This is a genomic window from Anabaena sp. WFMT (assembly GCF_051781005.1).
Taxonomy (GTDB): domain Bacteria; phylum Cyanobacteriota; class Cyanobacteriia; order Cyanobacteriales; family Nostocaceae; genus Anabaena.
This window is the reverse complement of record NZ_JBPWOA010000037.1, coordinates 122,544-137,636: the sequence shown is the minus strand read 5'-3', so window position 1 is coordinate 137,636 and position 15,093 is coordinate 122,544. Positions and strand designations below refer to the sequence as shown.

At 40.2% G+C, this 15,093-nt stretch carries 13 protein-coding genes and 1 tRNA gene; 9 read left to right on the top strand and 5 right to left on the bottom strand.

Going from position 1 to position 15,093, the window contains the following annotated elements:
* Positions 1–356: 356 nt before the first annotated feature.
* Positions 357–1,311 (bottom strand): IS630 family transposase gene (locus ACSQ6I_RS24190; RefSeq protein ID WP_438892789.1). Its coding sequence is split into 2 segments (ribosomal slippage): positions 357–969 and positions 968–1,311, totalling 957 coding nucleotides; the frame shifts between segments, so codons are not numbered across the junction.
* Positions 1,312–1,381: 70 nt separating this feature from the next.
* Between ACSQ6I_RS24190 and ACSQ6I_RS24185 the strand changes: the two genes are divergently transcribed.
* On the top strand, positions 1,382–2,116 hold the full coding sequence (locus tag ACSQ6I_RS24185; protein ID WP_438892788.1) for a Crp/Fnr family transcriptional regulator: 735 nt from the start codon (positions 1,382–1,384) through the stop codon (positions 2,114–2,116).
* Between the two features lie 131 nt (positions 2,117–2,247).
* Positions 2,248–2,676 (top strand): response regulator, encoded by a 429-nt coding sequence (locus tag ACSQ6I_RS24180; RefSeq protein ID WP_438892787.1) that lies wholly within the window; start codon positions 2,248–2,250, stop codon positions 2,674–2,676.
* A 221-nt stretch (positions 2,677–2,897) separates the two neighbouring features.
* Here ACSQ6I_RS24180 and ACSQ6I_RS24175 read toward each other — a convergent pair whose 3' ends face one another.
* Entirely contained in the window at positions 2,898–3,224 is a 327-nt protein-coding gene (locus tag ACSQ6I_RS24175; protein ID WP_438892786.1) for a rhodanese-like domain-containing protein, read from the bottom strand.
* Between the two features lie 150 nt (positions 3,225–3,374).
* On the opposite strand from ACSQ6I_RS24175, the gene mutL reads away from it, so the two are divergent.
* On the top strand, positions 3,375–5,033 hold the full coding sequence (gene mutL / locus ACSQ6I_RS24170; RefSeq protein ID WP_438892785.1) for a DNA mismatch repair endonuclease MutL: 1,659 nt from the start codon (positions 3,375–3,377) through the stop codon (positions 5,031–5,033).
* A gap of 313 nt (positions 5,034–5,346) precedes the next feature.
* On the opposite strand, the gene yhdJ is transcribed toward mutL, so the two are convergent.
* Complete coding sequence (gene yhdJ / locus ACSQ6I_RS24165; RefSeq protein WP_438892784.1) at positions 5,347–6,207, bottom strand: adenine-specific DNA-methyltransferase; 861 nt, start codon at positions 6,205–6,207, stop codon at positions 5,347–5,349.
* A 621-nt stretch (positions 6,208–6,828) separates the two neighbouring features.
* On the opposite strand from yhdJ, the gene ACSQ6I_RS24160 reads away from it, so the two are divergent.
* Complete coding sequence (locus ACSQ6I_RS24160) at positions 6,829–7,074, top strand: hypothetical protein (RefSeq protein WP_438892783.1); 246 nt, start codon at positions 6,829–6,831, stop codon at positions 7,072–7,074.
* A gap of 183 nt (positions 7,075–7,257) precedes the next feature.
* Here ACSQ6I_RS24160 and nagZ read toward each other — a convergent pair whose 3' ends face one another.
* Positions 7,258–8,343, bottom strand: coding sequence for a beta-N-acetylhexosaminidase (gene nagZ / locus ACSQ6I_RS24155; protein ID WP_438892782.1), 1,086 nt, complete (start codon positions 8,341–8,343; stop codon positions 7,258–7,260).
* A gap of 155 nt (positions 8,344–8,498) precedes the next feature.
* Between nagZ and pds the strand changes: the two genes are divergently transcribed.
* From pds to ACSQ6I_RS24135, 4 genes are all read left to right on the top strand, one after another.
* Positions 8,499–9,986 carry a 15-cis-phytoene desaturase gene (pds, locus tag ACSQ6I_RS24150; RefSeq protein WP_438892781.1) on the top strand — a complete coding sequence of 496 codons (1,488 nt, stop codon included), beginning with the start codon at positions 8,499–8,501 and terminating at the stop codon, positions 9,984–9,986.
* The gene (crtB, locus tag ACSQ6I_RS24145) at positions 9,970–10,902 is read left to right on the top strand and encodes a 15-cis-phytoene synthase CrtB (protein WP_438892780.1); all 933 of its coding nucleotides are present in this window, start codon (positions 9,970–9,972) and stop codon (positions 10,900–10,902) included. The genes pds and crtB overlap by 17 nt, the downstream gene beginning before the upstream one ends.
* Before the next feature lie 139 nt (positions 10,903–11,041).
* Positions 11,042–11,133, top strand: a tRNA-Ser gene (locus tag ACSQ6I_RS24140).
* A 161-nt stretch (positions 11,134–11,294) separates the two neighbouring features.
* Positions 11,295–12,617, top strand: a complete 1,323-nt coding sequence (locus ACSQ6I_RS24135) for an ABC transporter substrate-binding protein (protein WP_438892779.1) — start codon at positions 11,295–11,297, stop codon at positions 12,615–12,617.
* 116 nt (positions 12,618–12,733) lie between these two features.
* On the opposite strand, the gene ACSQ6I_RS24130 is transcribed toward ACSQ6I_RS24135, so the two are convergent.
* Positions 12,734–13,594: a hypothetical protein gene (locus ACSQ6I_RS24130; RefSeq protein ID WP_438892820.1), complete on the bottom strand. Its 861-nt coding sequence runs from the start codon at positions 13,592–13,594 to the stop codon at positions 12,734–12,736.
* Between the two features lie 432 nt (positions 13,595–14,026).
* Between ACSQ6I_RS24130 and ygfZ the strand changes: the two genes are divergently transcribed.
* Positions 14,027–15,028, top strand: coding sequence for a CAF17-like 4Fe-4S cluster assembly/insertion protein YgfZ (ygfZ, locus tag ACSQ6I_RS24125; RefSeq protein ID WP_438892778.1), 1,002 nt, complete (start codon positions 14,027–14,029; stop codon positions 15,026–15,028).
* Positions 15,029–15,093 lie beyond the last annotated feature (65 nt).

Genomic DNA, 15,093 nt, shown 5'->3' with positions numbered 1-15,093 from the left:
ATTCGTAAAAATAAAAGGATGTATTGCTTGCTTAAAAAGCAGAAATTTGAAATTAAAAAAGACATAATTCCTGATTAAAATAAATCTATCAATAGAACGACAAGAGATAAATAGAAGTTTTGAACATTGAAGGTATAAATTTCTTTGATTTAAGCTATATTTGATGAAATCAGCAATTTGTCAACTAGATTATCTATAATAAAGATAGGTAATATGTTGGTGTGAAAGATTTCCGTTAAAAAGATCACTTTAGAGAATACATCTTTTGACATTAGGGCTAAATGCGGATTTTCTCTCTTTATGCCTTGGGTTGCCTTTTCTAAAGACAGCTAAAATAAGGAGAATTATAGCCTTTCTCAGTCTAGTGAGGTACAGTAGCAACAGTGGGTAAACCAATTATAAATATCATTTAATGAGATTTGACTAAAAGCAGTTTCAATTGCTTTTGCTAAGTCTGGATAACTTCTAGCACCGAGAGAACGTAGTAGATTTTTAATTTTTGACCAACAATTCTCTATTGGAGAAAAATCAGGAGAATATGGAGGCAAATAAATCAATTTAGCTCCAGCAGATTTGATTAATTTTTCAATCTCTTCACCTTTATGAATTGAACAATTATCCATGATTACGTAAGCACCTTCCCACAGATTTGGAACTAATTTTTGAGAAATATAAGCCTCAAATGTCAGTCCATCAGTTGCACCTAAAATACTGTATTGACTAATCACACCTTTGAGAGCAATCGCACCAATTATAGAGACATTTTTGCAACGTTTTTGAGGTCGTGAACCATGCGCTCTTTTACCTTTCTTAGCACGAGCCGAGTGTCTTATTAAAGATAGATTAGCTCCCGATTCATCAAGAAATATAAGGTTTTCAGCAGGTATACCCTGAAGTTGAAGCCAGAATTGTACTCTTAACGATTGAACTCTTTCAGTCTCTTTCTCCGAGGCGTGCAATGTTTTTTTTTAAGCTAATTTCCATCTTCTGTAACATCCGGTCTACTGTAGATATACCAATTGTTATTCCTGTTCTTTCTTGAATAATTAAGCGAATTTCTGATAAAGTAGCATCATTCTTGGCTTCAACTATTTCTTGGAGAATATTAAGTTGTTCAGAATTTAGCTTTGTAGGAGTTTGTTCTGTCCTCAGTTTAGGAGCAATACTTTGTGTTTCTCTATATTGCTTTAGTAATTTCTCCACAAAACTTAAACTTACACGAAATCTTTTTGCTAATTGACGTTGTGATATTCCACTTTCTAAGTATGTATCAAATATTTTTTGGCGAAAGTCGAGAGAATATGCTTTCATTTTTACCATTAAGTAGATGCACAGCCTTATCTTAATCAGTGTACTTCATTAGACTGGGAAACGCTATATCATGTTATTAGATTATAATTCCCTAAAGTCAAAAAATAAGCTGCTTGATGCTTTACCTCGCTCTAATTTTGAGCTTCTTGCTCCACATTTAGAACTTGTTTCGCTCTCATCTGGGCAAATTATTTACGAAGCAGAAGAACAAATTAAATACGTCTATTTTCCTGACAGCGCTATTATTTCTATACTTTGTGTTATGGACAATGGCTCATCAGTAGAAGTTGGTTTAGTCAGTCGTGAAGGGATGGTGGGTATACCCGTAATTTTGGGAGATAACATCACAAATCTCAACGCAATTGTCCAAGTTCCAGGTAATGCGTTGCGAATTGATGCAGATATAGTTAAAATCGAATTTGATCGTGGAGGAGCAATTCAAGAACTACTATTACGCTATGTAAAAACTGTCTACCTTGAAGTTGCACAGTGTGCGGCTTGTAACCGACTACATACTTTAGAAGAGAGACTTTCTCGATGGTTATTAACCGTTTCTGACCGTCTAAATTTAGATGAATTTCCTCTAACTCAAGAATTTATCTCTCAGATGTTAGGTGTCCGTCGGTCTGGTGTGACAGTGGCAGCCCATACCCTTAGTAAAGCAGGAATGATTAATTACCATCGTGGTAATATTAAGATCCTCAACCGAGAAGCTTTAGAGGCGAGTTCCTGTGAGTGTTATCAAGTAATCAAAAATGAGTATGCGCGGTTACTAGGCAATTTACCTCAACATAATTGCGATTGAATATTTTCAGCTTCTATGTACGAAACCGGACAGACAGCTAATATTTAGCTTGCATAAGATAAAGGAGTAAATACTTTTTTGTCTCTTTATTTTTACAAATCAAGCTGTTAAAAATAAATATAGGTAAATTCATGTATAACCAATCTATCCATCTTGATAACTTACGACTACTGGTTGTTGATGATGACAGTGATACCAGGCAAATACTGACTTTATTATTTGAATTGGAAGGGGCAGAAATTATATCTGTTGCTTCTGCCCATGAGGCTATAGAAATAATATCCAAATTCAAACCTGACATCTTCATTAGCGACATCTCTCTACCAGATGAAAATGGCTATTCGTTACTACCTAAAGTTAGAAATTTAGAGGCATTACAAGGAAGGTGGTTTCCAGCTATTGCTATGACAGGTTGGGCTTCAGCCGAAGATCAAGAATATACATTGAAGGCTGGTTTTCAGAAACACCTTTCCAAGCCAGTTAATTTAGATGAGTTAGTTTCTGCGGTTGCTAGTTTGGTTGACTCGAAGCAGTATGTCAATAGTTTTCAGATGTGTTGATTTAAAACGTGAAGCGTCCTGAACAAAGTGAAGGATTTGGGATTTGAACGCATTTTTTTAGCGCTGTGCGTCCCCGTTGAGAATAATCTGTAATTAGACATCTGGTGGAAAAGAATGTAGATATGAGAATCCCTACCGATGGAATTTTTTGACAAGGGTTCTGGAAGACGCATATTTAATTTTCACCAGATGTCTATTGTTCTGGGTGTTAGGTCTTAGTTTTACACCCCTTCTGTAGCGCCACCAACTGTCATCCAAGCTGTCAGACCACCTTGGAGTTCAGATACATCAGTAAAGCCAGCCGTTCGTAATGTTTGGGCTGCATGGGCTGCATGAGCGTCATGTTCGCCATAAACATAGATTTGGCGTTGTGTATGTAGCGCAGATTTAGCACGAGATGCCAAGTCATCTAGGGGTATTGATATTGCCCCAGTGATATGGCCGTGATTGTAGGTATTGCGATCGCGCACATCTATAATTGTCAATCCAGGTTGACCCCATTCTAGACGTGACTTTAAATCATGAACATCAGCAACTAAAATACTCATAAGCTGGTTCCGCTTATCACCTCATCAGCAATCTATCAAATATCTTGCTGATAATGGGTTTTCTTTACAATTAATCAAAATTTCTTTTGAGATATTAACAAAATTCTTTTAATCTATTGAATGATTGACTGCGGGGCTAAACTAGAGTTTATGGCATCTACTATTCAAGCCTTACCAACAGAAGTTGTATATTTAATCACGGCTGGAGAGGTAATTGACTCTTTAACCTCTGTGGTGCGGGAATTGGTGGAAAATTCCTTAGATGCTGGTGCTACAAGGATTGTGGTTTCTCTATGGCCGCAGCAATGGCGAGTGCGTGTAGCAGATAATGGTTGGGGTATGAACCTAGATGATTTGCAACAAGCAGCAACAGCCCACAGCACCAGTAAGATATATTCACCGGCAGATTTGTGGAAAATTACTAGTTTAGGGTTTCGTGGTGAAGCGTTACATAGCTTAACAACTCTGGCAGATTTGGAAATTCTCAGTCGTCCTCTGGGGGGAACAGAAGGCTGGAGGGTGAGTTATGGGAATGGAGGAGAAGTTGTCAAAGTAGAAGTAACTGCGATCGCACCTGGTACAGTGGTGACAGTTGATAATTTATTTGCTAAGTGTCTCCCCCGTCGTCAAGGTTTACCCAACCCAGCACAGCAAATGAAAGCCGTGCAGAGTGTAATTCAACAAATCGCCCTCTGTCATCCTCATGTCACTTACCAAGTCTGGCAAAATGACCGGGAATGGTTTACTCTGTGTCCTGCTGCAACTGTTGGGCAATTAATACCGCAAATTCTCCCCCAAGTGCGACAAGGTGATTTAGAAGAAATCCATTTCCCTCTCCCCAGTCAAAATTCCCCTGCCTCTACATTAGTAATCGGTTTACCAGATAGGTGTCATCGTCATCGTCCTGATTGGGTAAAAGTAGCGATTAATGGCAGACTGATTAAGTCACCAGAACTAGAGCAAACCATACTTTCAGCATTTCACAAGACATTACCGCGCGATCGCTATCCCGTTTGTTTTTTGCATCTGGCCATCTCTCCTGACCAAATCAACTGGAACCGCAACCCCGCTAAATCAGAAATTTACCTCAACGAACTCAGTTATTGGCAAGAACAAATTACCCAAGCAATCAATCAAGCCTTACATATTTCTGAAGCTAATATCAAAGAATCTATTCACACTACAAGAGTTAGTAAATTACTTAAAGTTGCAGAAACAAAAGGCGATTACAATTTTCAATCTAAAAATCAAAATCAAGAGAATAATCAGCACTATTTAAAAGCAGTTGCCCAAGTCAGCAATACTTATATTGTCGCCGAACATTCAGGCGGAATGTGGTTAGTCGAACAACACATTGCCCATGAACGAGTTTTATATGAGCAATTATGTGATAACTGGCAAATTTTACCAGTTGAAACCCCAATAATTCTTTATCAATTATCTCCCACACAAGTTTCCCAATTACAACGCATTAATTTAGATATTGAACCATTTGGAGAACAAATTTGGGCAGTTCGCAACATTCCCGCAATGTTACAACAACGTGAAGACAGCGCCGAAGCACTTTTAGAACTAAGTTGGGGAGGTGATTTACAAACAGCCCAAGTTGCAGTCGCTTGTCGTAGTGCTATTCGTAACGGCACACCCATGAGTTTAGCAGAAATGCAAACATTACTAAATGATTGGCAACGTACACGTAATCCCCGTACCTGTCCACATGGTAGACCGATTTATTTATCATTGGAAGAATCTGCATTAGCAAGATTTTTCCGGCGCAATTGGGTAATTGGCAAAAGTCACGGTATTTGAAGTATTTTTAGAGAACTCCACAAAAAGAAATGCCCAATGTCATTCTGTTCACGAAGTGTGGCGTTAGCCATACGGAACGAAGTGTAGTGAAGAATCCTCCGAGATGCTTCGTTTCGCTTTGCTACACTCAGCATGACAAAACAGGATCATTTATTTTGTGGCTTACTCTTAGAGGATGTTTTAACAATTTATGTCTTCCAAACATTGCCTAGTTTGGCTCATTTTAGCCAATGTTATCAGAGCAACTGAGAGTAAGAATCAGGTTTTCGGTCACATCTTGCATCAGTCCTGACTTTATCAAAAAAATATTTCTCTATATAAACTCTAAATCTAGTTTTTTACCATTTTTGTTTTTGATATGATGTTTTTTTTGTGGTTGAAAAAGTCTTTCTCCTTTATATTCTTGCATTCCTAAAACCCGCCTTAAACCAATTTTTAGATATTCTTCTTGTAGTTCAATACTTATAGATTTTCTGCCTAATCGTTTAGCAACAGAAGCAGTTGTAAAAGTTCCAGCAAAAGGATCAAGTATTACACCTCCTTCATGACTACTTGCTAAAATTATTCTTTCTAACAATGATTCTGGTTTTTGTGAAGGGTGATTTTCGTATTCCTCCATACGATATCTCACACGAGGAAAATACCAAGCATTCCCAGGGACTTTTTCAGTTTTATACGGAGTTGGGACTGATTTTCTGTAATCAATTAATTTACGTTGTGCGCCTGTTTTAGCTTCTATTTTGATATCATCTGCATTAAAAATATAGTTATTTTTGTCTTTAACACAATAAAGGATGGGTTCATACATTGAACCAAAGTATTTTGTGGCTTGAACTCCAGAACTATCATAATGCCATATTATCCGACTGAGAATAGTTAATTTCTTTCTCAAGTAAAGATCAAAATAAGGCATTGCTTGTGTACTTGTCATTACATAAATTGTGCCATTTGGTTTGAGGATGCGAATACAATCATCCAGCCATTTGTATGACCAATTTACATATTCTTCTTCAGATTCCCATTTATCATAGAAATTACCAAATTTCTTACCTATGTTATAGGGAGGATCGACAAAAATTAAATCTACTGATTCTGAAGGAATATGATTTGATAAAATGCTGCCAGCATCACCATGAAATATAATATTCTCTTGCTGTTCATAACGTTCAAACATCTTTCGTGTCTTATTGTTCAGTAACTAAATAAGTATAATAGTACATTTAAGTATAATAGTACATTTATTTTCATTATAACAGAGTAAATACAACCTAGAAAGTAATACTTTAGGCTCAGATGTTTCTGAAAAATAATACTATAGAGAGTGAAAATCCTTGTCAAATATCTTTTTGTTTACCAATGCTTAATTCTATTACGAAAGATATATTTTTTATAGCTAATCGTTAATTAAATAACTTTTTATTTACGATTATTACGTATATCTGAAAAAATGGCTTGATTAAGCGTAAGTGTGCAAAGCATTGCTACACAACAGTTTCAAGATTTTAAATTATATTTATCAACTGATTTGTGATTAACTAGCTTATTGATAAATATGCTTGTATGAGTTTGCTCTAAACTAGATATTTTCGTTAGGTATGTCAGGGAATTATCATTTAATTGTCAATAACTTGAAACAGATTAACTATATCTCAATTACTACCTAAGTCAATTCTGAGCATTCGGAGGTAATCAAAAATAATGGACTCTACTATACAAATAAGCAAGTGATTAGTTGAGTAATTACAAATTAGTTCTCAACTAACGTTATGCTCCAGGTGTATTTAGGAGAAAATTGATGTTATTTTCCGAAAAAATCGAAATCCAAGAATTGTTGACTGAACTTAGTGCTGAAGCATCTGCTAACATTAAAGGCGGTCAAGATCAAGGTGGGCAAGAACAAAGCGATGAAAACGGTGAAACTAAGTTTAATCAAAGCAAATATCTCCAAGCATTAGGTCTTGCTTATCTCGCTCCTCCAGGAATAGGTGAAATAACCGACAAAGAAGCGATGTTAGCTCAATACCAAGGCTGGAAAAAATAGCCAAAGTGATTTAGTTACTTAAATCTGGCTTTTCTTATCAAGATTCAACCACTAAATAATGAATTTAGATATTAATCTAATTCATTTGCAATAAGTGCCAACATAATATAATAAAGCTGATTTCTTAAAGGAATCAGCTTTACTCCCCTGAAAAACAAAAACTAGTTATGATTGCTGTTGATTCTAAAAATTACAACTAATTGCTAACTCTGCATTCTTGACCAAAGTTTCTTGATCAAGTTGATAAACTGAATATTGGGGAGTTGATTTCAATAAATTATCAACTCGCTGCCGAGAAATTTCTACTACTTTTGTATCTAAGCTACCATTACGCAACGAATTAGTAAAGTCTTCCGCCATTTTATATGTTCTTGCTAAAGCAGAAGAATTAATATTTCGAGAAACTATAAATAAATCACAACCAGCATTAAATGCACGCACTATAGTTCCCGACTGCATAAACATTTCCGAAACGGCTTTCATATCTAAATCATCAGAAACAATCACACCTTGAAAACCGAGTTCATCCCGCAAAATATTATTTAAGATAGTCTTGGATAATGTTGCTGGTACATCAGGATCTATTTGAGGAAACAAAATATGGGCTGTCATAATTAACGGAACCTGTTCCTGAATCAATGTTTGAAAAGGTATCAGTTCCCGATTTTGTAAATCTTCTAAACTTAAATTTAATATTGGTAACTCTAGATGAGAATCTGTACTAGTATCTCCATGTCCAGGAAAGTGTTTAGCAGCACCTAAAATGCCCTCCTCCCGCAATCCTCGGTAATATTCCCGCGCACCTTGACTAGCAGTTGCGGGGGTAGTCCCAAAAGCACGAGATCCAATAATCGGGTTGTGAGGATTGGAGAAAATATCTGCAACAGGAGACCAAGAAAGATTAATTCCCAGTGATTTAAGTTCTATAGCCGTGGCTTTTGCTACTTCATATGCGCGTCTTTGTAATAAATAAGCATGAGGAAAACGGGTAATAGGTGAAGGTGTCCGCACAACCCGTCCGCCTTCATGGTCTAATGTAGTAAACATCAAGTCACGTTCAGTATATTGGCGAACTTGGTCAATTAACTGCTGGAAGCTTTCTAACCAAATCGGATAAGGTACACCATCAAGAAAATTTTTGGCGAAAAAAATCACTCCCACTGGTTTTAGCTCATTGAGCGCCCGCTTATCATCATCGCTGAGAATTGTACCAGAAATACCGAGAATCAGGTGATTACCAAAGCTGTGCGACTGCTGAGATGTGTGCATAATCGGCTGACCAAAAGAAAATTAAATCCTCTCTACTTTATCTTTTGGTCTCTAATTCCTCAGCCTTTTCAGGAAGTGATGCCAAATGTAACGGATTGCAACATATAATGAGAACGAGAAAACGGTTAAGAAATATTGAAAAGCAGTAGGTTTAAATGCGAGTAGCGAACACGAAGTGCAGCGTAGCTATCGCGGGTGCTGGTTTAGCAGGACTTTCCTGCGCCAAATATCTCACAGATTTAGGACACACTCCCATTGTCTTGGAACGCCGAGATGTAGTAGGGGGCAAAGTGGCAGCGTGGAAAGATGCTGATGGCGACTGGTACGAAACGGGTCTGCATATCTTCTTTGGGGCGTACCCCAATATGTTGCAGTTATTCAAAGAACTGAACATTGAAGATCGGTTGCAGTGGAAAGAACACACAATGATCTTCAACCAACCGGATGCACCAGGTACTTACAGCCGCTTTGATTTCCCTGACTTGCCAGCCCCTATCAATGGTGTAGTGGCAATTTTGAGAAACAACGATATGCTGACATGGCCGGAAAAAATCAGTTTCGGAATTGGTTTACTCCCAGCCATCCTCAAAGGGCAACAGTATGTTGAAGAAATGGACAAATATTCATGGCGGGAGTGGCTGCAAAAGCAAAATATTCCTCCACGGGTAGAAAAAGAAGTTTTCATCGCCATGTCAAAAGCGTTGAACTTCATTGACCCCGATGAAATATCTGCCACCGTCCTCCTTACAGCCCTGAATCGCTTTCTCCAAGAGAAAAACGGCTCTAAAATGGCCTTCTTGGATGGTTCACCCACAGAGAGATTGTGTCAGCCAATCATAGATTACATCACTGAACGTGGTGGTGAGGTACGGCTGAATGCGCCTTTGAAAGAGATTTTACTTAACGAAGACGGTACAGTAAAAGGATTCTTACTGCGGGGCTTAGATGGGGCAGAAGATGAAATATTTACAGCAGATGCCTATGTATCTGCCATGCCTGTTGACCCGTTAAAGGTGATTTTGCCTACACCTTGGCAGCAAATGGAGTTTTTCCAACAGCTAAATGGGTTGGAAGGTGTACCAGTCATTAATGTACATTTATGGTTTGACCGCAAATTAACAGATATTGATCATCTGCTATTTTCGCGATCGCCCCTCCTCAGCGTATATGCTGATATGAGTAATACCTGCCGTGAATATGCCAATCCTGACCGTTCTATGCTGGAATTAGTTCTAGCACCGGCTAAAGATTGGATTTCCAAGTCTGAAGAAGAGATTGTCGCTGCCACGATTACCGAGTTGGAAAAACTCTTCCCTCAACATTTTGGGGTAGACAACCCAACCAAGCTGCTGAAATATCACGTCGTGAAAACACCACGTTCAGTTTACAAAGCCACCCCAGGTCGTCAACAGCACCGTCCCTCACAGAAAACCCCCATTTCTAACTTCTATCTGACTGGGGATTACACCATGCAACGCTACCTAGCCAGTATGGAAGGTGCCGTACTTTCTGGTAAGCTAACAGCGCAGGCGATCTTTGATAGCTCGCGTGGCGACAAAGGAGCCATAGCGCCACCGGTAGCAAACTCTTCCCACCTGCAAACGCTAACTCGACCGCCCGCAACGAATGCTGCAACTGCCTGATTCCCCCCCGCGCATGAAAACGCTGGTCTCTGTAGACAATTCCTACAAACTTTGTCAGGAACTCACTGCTAAGTATGCCAAGACATTTTACCTGGGTACATTGCTGATGAGTCCGGCAAAGCGTCAATCTGTTTGGGCAATATACGCTTGGTGTCGCCGTACAGATGAATTAGTAGATGGGCCCGCATCTGCTCTCACCACCCCAGAAACCCTAGACCTATGGGAAAAGCAGCTGGACTCAATTTTTGCGGGCTGCCCCTTGGACAACTACGATGTAGCTTTAGTGGATACTCTCCAACGCTTTGCCATCGACATTCAACCTTTCCGGGATATGATTGCTGGTCAGCGCATGGATTTATATCGTAGTCGTTATGAAACCTTTGAGGATTTATACCTCTACTGCTACCGTGTTGCTGGTACTGTCGGCTTAATGTCAACGGCAATTATGGGTATAGATCAAAGTGTCTATACAGCACCTTGGCATCAAAACCAACAGCCTTATGTTCCCACAGCAGAAGCGATCGCTCTAGGAATTGCCAATCAACTCACTAATATTCTTCGGGATGTTGGTGAGGACGCAAAACGGGGGCGAATCTACATTCCCCTAGAAGACTTCGCCAAATTCAACTACACCGAAGAAGACTTCTTTAAAGGTGTCGTAGATGACCGTTGGCGTTCCCTCATGCGCTTTGAAATTGCTCGCGCCCGTGAATTTTATATCCAGGCAGATCAGGGAATTTCTTACCTAGCACCCGATGCCCGTTGGCCAGTTTGGGCAGCCTCCATGCTGTATGGGCAAATTCTAGATGTGATTGAGCGCAATGATTATGAAGTATTCAGTCAGCGTGCTTACGTCCCCCAATGGCAAAAATTCCGTACTCTGCCAGCGGCTTGGATGCGATCGCAAGTACTTTAACACTTGATACGGGCGGTAACTCCGTCCGTACAATGGTTAAAACTACTAAATTGAGATAAGAAAAAATAGGTTTTTGCCTAAGGTCAAAAAAAATATTGACTTAACTCAAAACATCTGCTACTATTAGTATCCATGACCAGGAGAGGTGGCTGAGTGGTCGAAAGCGGCAGATTGCTAATCTGTTGATGGAATCGTAAGGTCCATCCGAGGGTTCGAATCCCTCCCTCTCCGTTTTTAACTAACACACATCAAGTATTTGTGCGTTTACAAATATTAATATTCCTTAGGCAATTATACTCCTTCAGAGGGGTGTTATTATTTAGCTTGATCCAAAACAAGCTTCTAACTCACCCAAAGGCGAGTGACGAAGTGACTAACATTGAAAGTGATATATGTCTAAAATTAGTGTTTCCCTGACCTTAAGTGTAGTTACTATAGCCAGCGGCTTTTTCATGGCTGCTTGTGAAAATACCACCACAACCAACCCAACCCCCAACGAAACTAGTGCGACCCCAGCAGTTAACTCAACCAGCACATCTGGCAGCAGCAAAGGGCTGAAAATTGGCAGCTTGTTACCAACAACTGGTGACTTAGCTTCCATAGGCCAGCAAATGGTTGGTTCTGTTCCCTTGCTTGTTGATACAGTCAACGCTTGCGGTGGAGTCAATGGCGAAAAAGTCACCTTAGTAGAAGTAGACGACCAAACCGACCCCAAAGCTGGTGCTGCCGGCATGACTAAATTAGCAACTGTGGATAAAGTAGCTGGTGTAGTTGGTTCCTTTGCTAGTAGCGTTTCTACTGCGGCTATTTCCGTTGCCACTCCTAATAAAGTTATGCTGGTTTCTCCTGGTAGCACCAGCCCCGTATTTACAGACAAAGCCCAAAAAGGTGACTTTAAAGGATATTGGGCGCGGACGGCTCCCCCAGATACCTACCAAGCACTGGCTTTAGCCCAACTTGCGAAGAAAAAAGGTTTTAAAAGAGTTTCTACAGTCGTCATCAACAACGATTATGGCGTAGGTTTTGAAAAAGCATTTGTCCAAACCTTTGAAAAACTAGGTGGAACCGTAGTTAATAAAGATAAACCTGTCCGCTACGACCCTAAAGCTCAAACATTTGATACTGAAGCGGGTGCTACTTTTGCGGGTAAACCAGATGCAGTACTAGCTGTGATGTACGCCGAAACAGGTAGTTTATTCCTCAAAGCTGCCTATCAACAAGGTTTAGCCAAAGGAGTACAAATTATGCTGACAGATGGAGTGAAGTCAGATAGTTTTCCTGAGCAAGTAGGTAAAAGTCCTGATGGAAAATATCTTCTATCCAGTGCGATTGGTACAGTCCCTGGTTCTGATGGTAAAGCATTAGCAGCTTTCAAAAAACTTTGGCAAGAGAAAAAAGGCGGTTCCCCAGGAGAATACGCACCCCAAGCTTGGGATGCTGCTGCTTTGTTAACATTGGCAGCACAAGCGGCTAAAGAAAATACAGGTGTTGGTATTGCTGGCAAAATCCGGGAAGTAGCTGGTGGAGAAGGTACAGAAGTAACAGATGTCTGTGAAGGTCTGAAGTTGCTAAAAGAGGGTAAAAAAATTAACTATCAAGGAGCTAGTGGCAACGTAGATGTTGATGCTAATGGCGATGTCATTGGAGTCTACGATGTTTGGACAGTGGGAGATGATGGCAAAATAAAGGTGATTGATAAAGTTAGTCCCAAATAATTTGGGGGAGATGAGGAGGATTTATTGATCTTCCTCCTGACTCCTGACTCCTTGCCCTGAGCGTTCACGTAGTGTGTCGAAGACAAGTCGAAGGGCTGACTCCTGACTCCTGCTATTTAAAATCCGCCAAAGTTGTAACCAACTCCTACCAAGAGGCCGATATCGGTTTGATCGAAAAATCCTGCATTGACAGCGGCTGTGGCGGTAAATCTATTATTTAGAGGTACATCAATACCACCAGTTACTAGGACAGCCGTTTCAGAGTTATCTCCAGTTTGAATGGCTGCACCGACTCCTACATAAGGAGCAATGGGTAGACGTTCGGTAAAGGGATCTCCTATTTGCTGGAATGAAAAATCGTAAGTGATGGGAATGAGAAAGGTCGTATTATCCCCTAATATCACTGCTGGTCTGACAGATAAAGACCGTGTAAAACCGATTTTGCTGATTACTGTGAAGTTACCATCGGCTAGGGATGAAGTACCACCGCTTAACCCGATGTTACCTGCAAGTCCAACATAGCTACTACCACCACGGGTTGATCTTCCTACATCAATATCCGATTGTGCTATTTGGTTGGGCTGTGCTACTTGAGCCGCAGATGGTTCGGAAGTAGGTTCTGTCCCTTCATCTGTCAACATGATTGATGATGTGGCGACTGTTCCGGGTACGGGGATGATTGTCCGATTAGAAGTTTTTTCTGTAACAACGTCGGGAAACTGCTGTACTTCAGCAAATTTGGTTGCAGTGGGTTCTGCACTCAATTGGCTGTCAGACATTAGGTTCTCCCCAGTTTCGGTAGAGGTTATTACCTCTGTAGGAAAGTTGGTTTGCAGCTGGAATTCGGTACTTACCTGATTGTCAGGCATTACAGTGGCAAATGGTTGAGTTGTCTGAGCAGTTGCGGATAAACTACTACCTAAAATGGCGATCGCAGTTAAACTTGGTAAGCAAAAAAGATTTTTACGCATAAACATAGTATTCACATTCACTCCTACACAAATCATGACGACAACAGAGTTATGGTTTCTGTTGATTTAATTCCAGAAATTTGAGCAATACTCAACATTTAACACCAAAAAAGCGATTTTTACATCTTTAATTTGACCTATTTCCTGGGGATTTCACAACAAACCTTTAAATGGTATATCTTAAATTTGACAGATGACAAAAATTATATAGAGTATGTGATTTTGTGTTTTTTCGGTGAATAAATGACTATAGCGGTTCTTGGTTGAGTGAGATACAAGAACCCCACCCCCAACCCCCTCCCCGCAAGCGATGAGGGGGCTATAATGTATTTCATTCAAATGCATACCGCTATATCTCAAAATAAGTTGAAGCAACAAACCCTTATTTGCTAAGATTTTTCAGGCAAAAACATTAGAATAGGGCAAGTTTTCATTACTATGCCAACATCTGCAATTGACGGTAAAGACGCAGCCGCTATCCAGGCAGCGAGGGAAGGGGTTGCTGTAAGCGATGCCTGCGGCGGGCGTAGCCATCGCTCTCATTTGGGAATCATCCGTATTTCTGACGCTGATCGTCTCCGCTTTTTACACGGACAAAGTACTAATGATTTCCAACGCCTCAAACCAGGAGAAGGCTGTGATACGGTATTTTTAACATCCACAGCCCGCACAATTGATTTGGTGACTGGTTATGTTCTCGATGATGCTGTTTTATTGTTGGTTTCGGCTAACCGTCGTGAGTTCTTGATGCAATGGTTAGATCGCTATATCTTCTTTGCTGACAAGGTAGTATTAACCGATGTAACGGAAGAAACAGCTATCCTGAGCTTAATTGGGACTCAAAGTAACGGCATTATTGAAAAGCTTGGTGCTGGGGCGCTTATCGGTCAACCTTATGGGAACCACATCTTGGTTGATGGTGCGATATTTGCTGTGGGTAGTGGCTTGGCTGAACCTGGATATACCCTAATTTTACCGATCGCTGAAAAACAAAAGTGGTGGGAGCGAATTTTAGAATTGGGTGCGGTAGAATTGAGCGATCGCGCTTGGGAAACTTTGCGAATCTTACAAGGTCGTCCAGCACCAGATTTTGAACTCACTGATGATTATAATCCCCTAGAAGTAGGGCTATGGCAAACAGTTTCCTTTAACAAAGGTTGCTACATCGGACAAGAAACCATTGCTAGATTAAATACTTATAAAGGTGTAAAACAATACCTGTGGGGAATCCGTCTTGATGCTGCTGCTGAACCAGGAACCGTGATGACAATTGGAGATGAAAAAGTCGGTAAACTCACCAGTTACACGGAAACGCCTGATGGTCACTTTGGACTAGGTTATATTCGCAGTAAAGCAGGTGGTGTGGGCTTAAAGGTGCAAGTTGGTGCAACCGAGGGAGAAGTAGTTGCAGTCCCATTTGTTTCTCACGAGTACCCATAAGAGGCAGGGTGCAGGTTGAGGAAAAGTCGTTTTGATTCGGTGGAATTGGATAATTTATTTTTTGG

Bases quoted from the DNA above. Each gene is read 5' to 3' on its own strand.
- pds (WP_438892781.1), top strand. From the start codon at position 8,499: ATGCGAGTAGCGAACACGAAGTGCAGCGTAGCTATCGCGGGTGCTGGT.
- mutL (WP_438892785.1), top strand. From the start codon at position 3,375: ATGGCATCTACTATTCAAGCCTTACCAACAGAAGTTGTATATTTAATC.
- ACSQ6I_RS24160 (WP_438892783.1), top strand. From the start codon at position 6,829: ATGTTATTTTCCGAAAAAATCGAAATCCAAGAATTGTTGACTGAACTT.
- ACSQ6I_RS24185 (WP_438892788.1), top strand. From the start codon at position 1,382: ATGTTATTAGATTATAATTCCCTAAAGTCAAAAAATAAGCTGCTTGAT.
- ygfZ (WP_438892778.1), top strand. From the start codon at position 14,027: ATGCCAACATCTGCAATTGACGGTAAAGACGCAGCCGCTATCCAGGCA.
- nagZ (WP_438892782.1), bottom strand. From the start codon at position 8,343: ATGCACACATCTCAGCAGTCGCACAGCTTTGGTAATCACCTGATTCTC.
- crtB (WP_438892780.1), top strand. From the start codon at position 9,970: ATGCTGCAACTGCCTGATTCCCCCCCGCGCATGAAAACGCTGGTCTCT.
- ACSQ6I_RS24135 (WP_438892779.1), top strand. From the start codon at position 11,295: ATGTCTAAAATTAGTGTTTCCCTGACCTTAAGTGTAGTTACTATAGCC.
- ACSQ6I_RS24175 (WP_438892786.1), bottom strand. From the start codon at position 3,224: ATGAGTATTTTAGTTGCTGATGTTCATGATTTAAAGTCACGTCTAGAA.
- yhdJ (WP_438892784.1), bottom strand. From the start codon at position 6,207: ATGTTTGAACGTTATGAACAGCAAGAGAATATTATATTTCATGGTGAT.
- ACSQ6I_RS24180 (WP_438892787.1), top strand. From the start codon at position 2,248: ATGTATAACCAATCTATCCATCTTGATAACTTACGACTACTGGTTGTT.
- ACSQ6I_RS24130 (WP_438892820.1), bottom strand. From the start codon at position 13,594: ATGTTTATGCGTAAAAATCTTTTTTGCTTACCAAGTTTAACTGCGATC.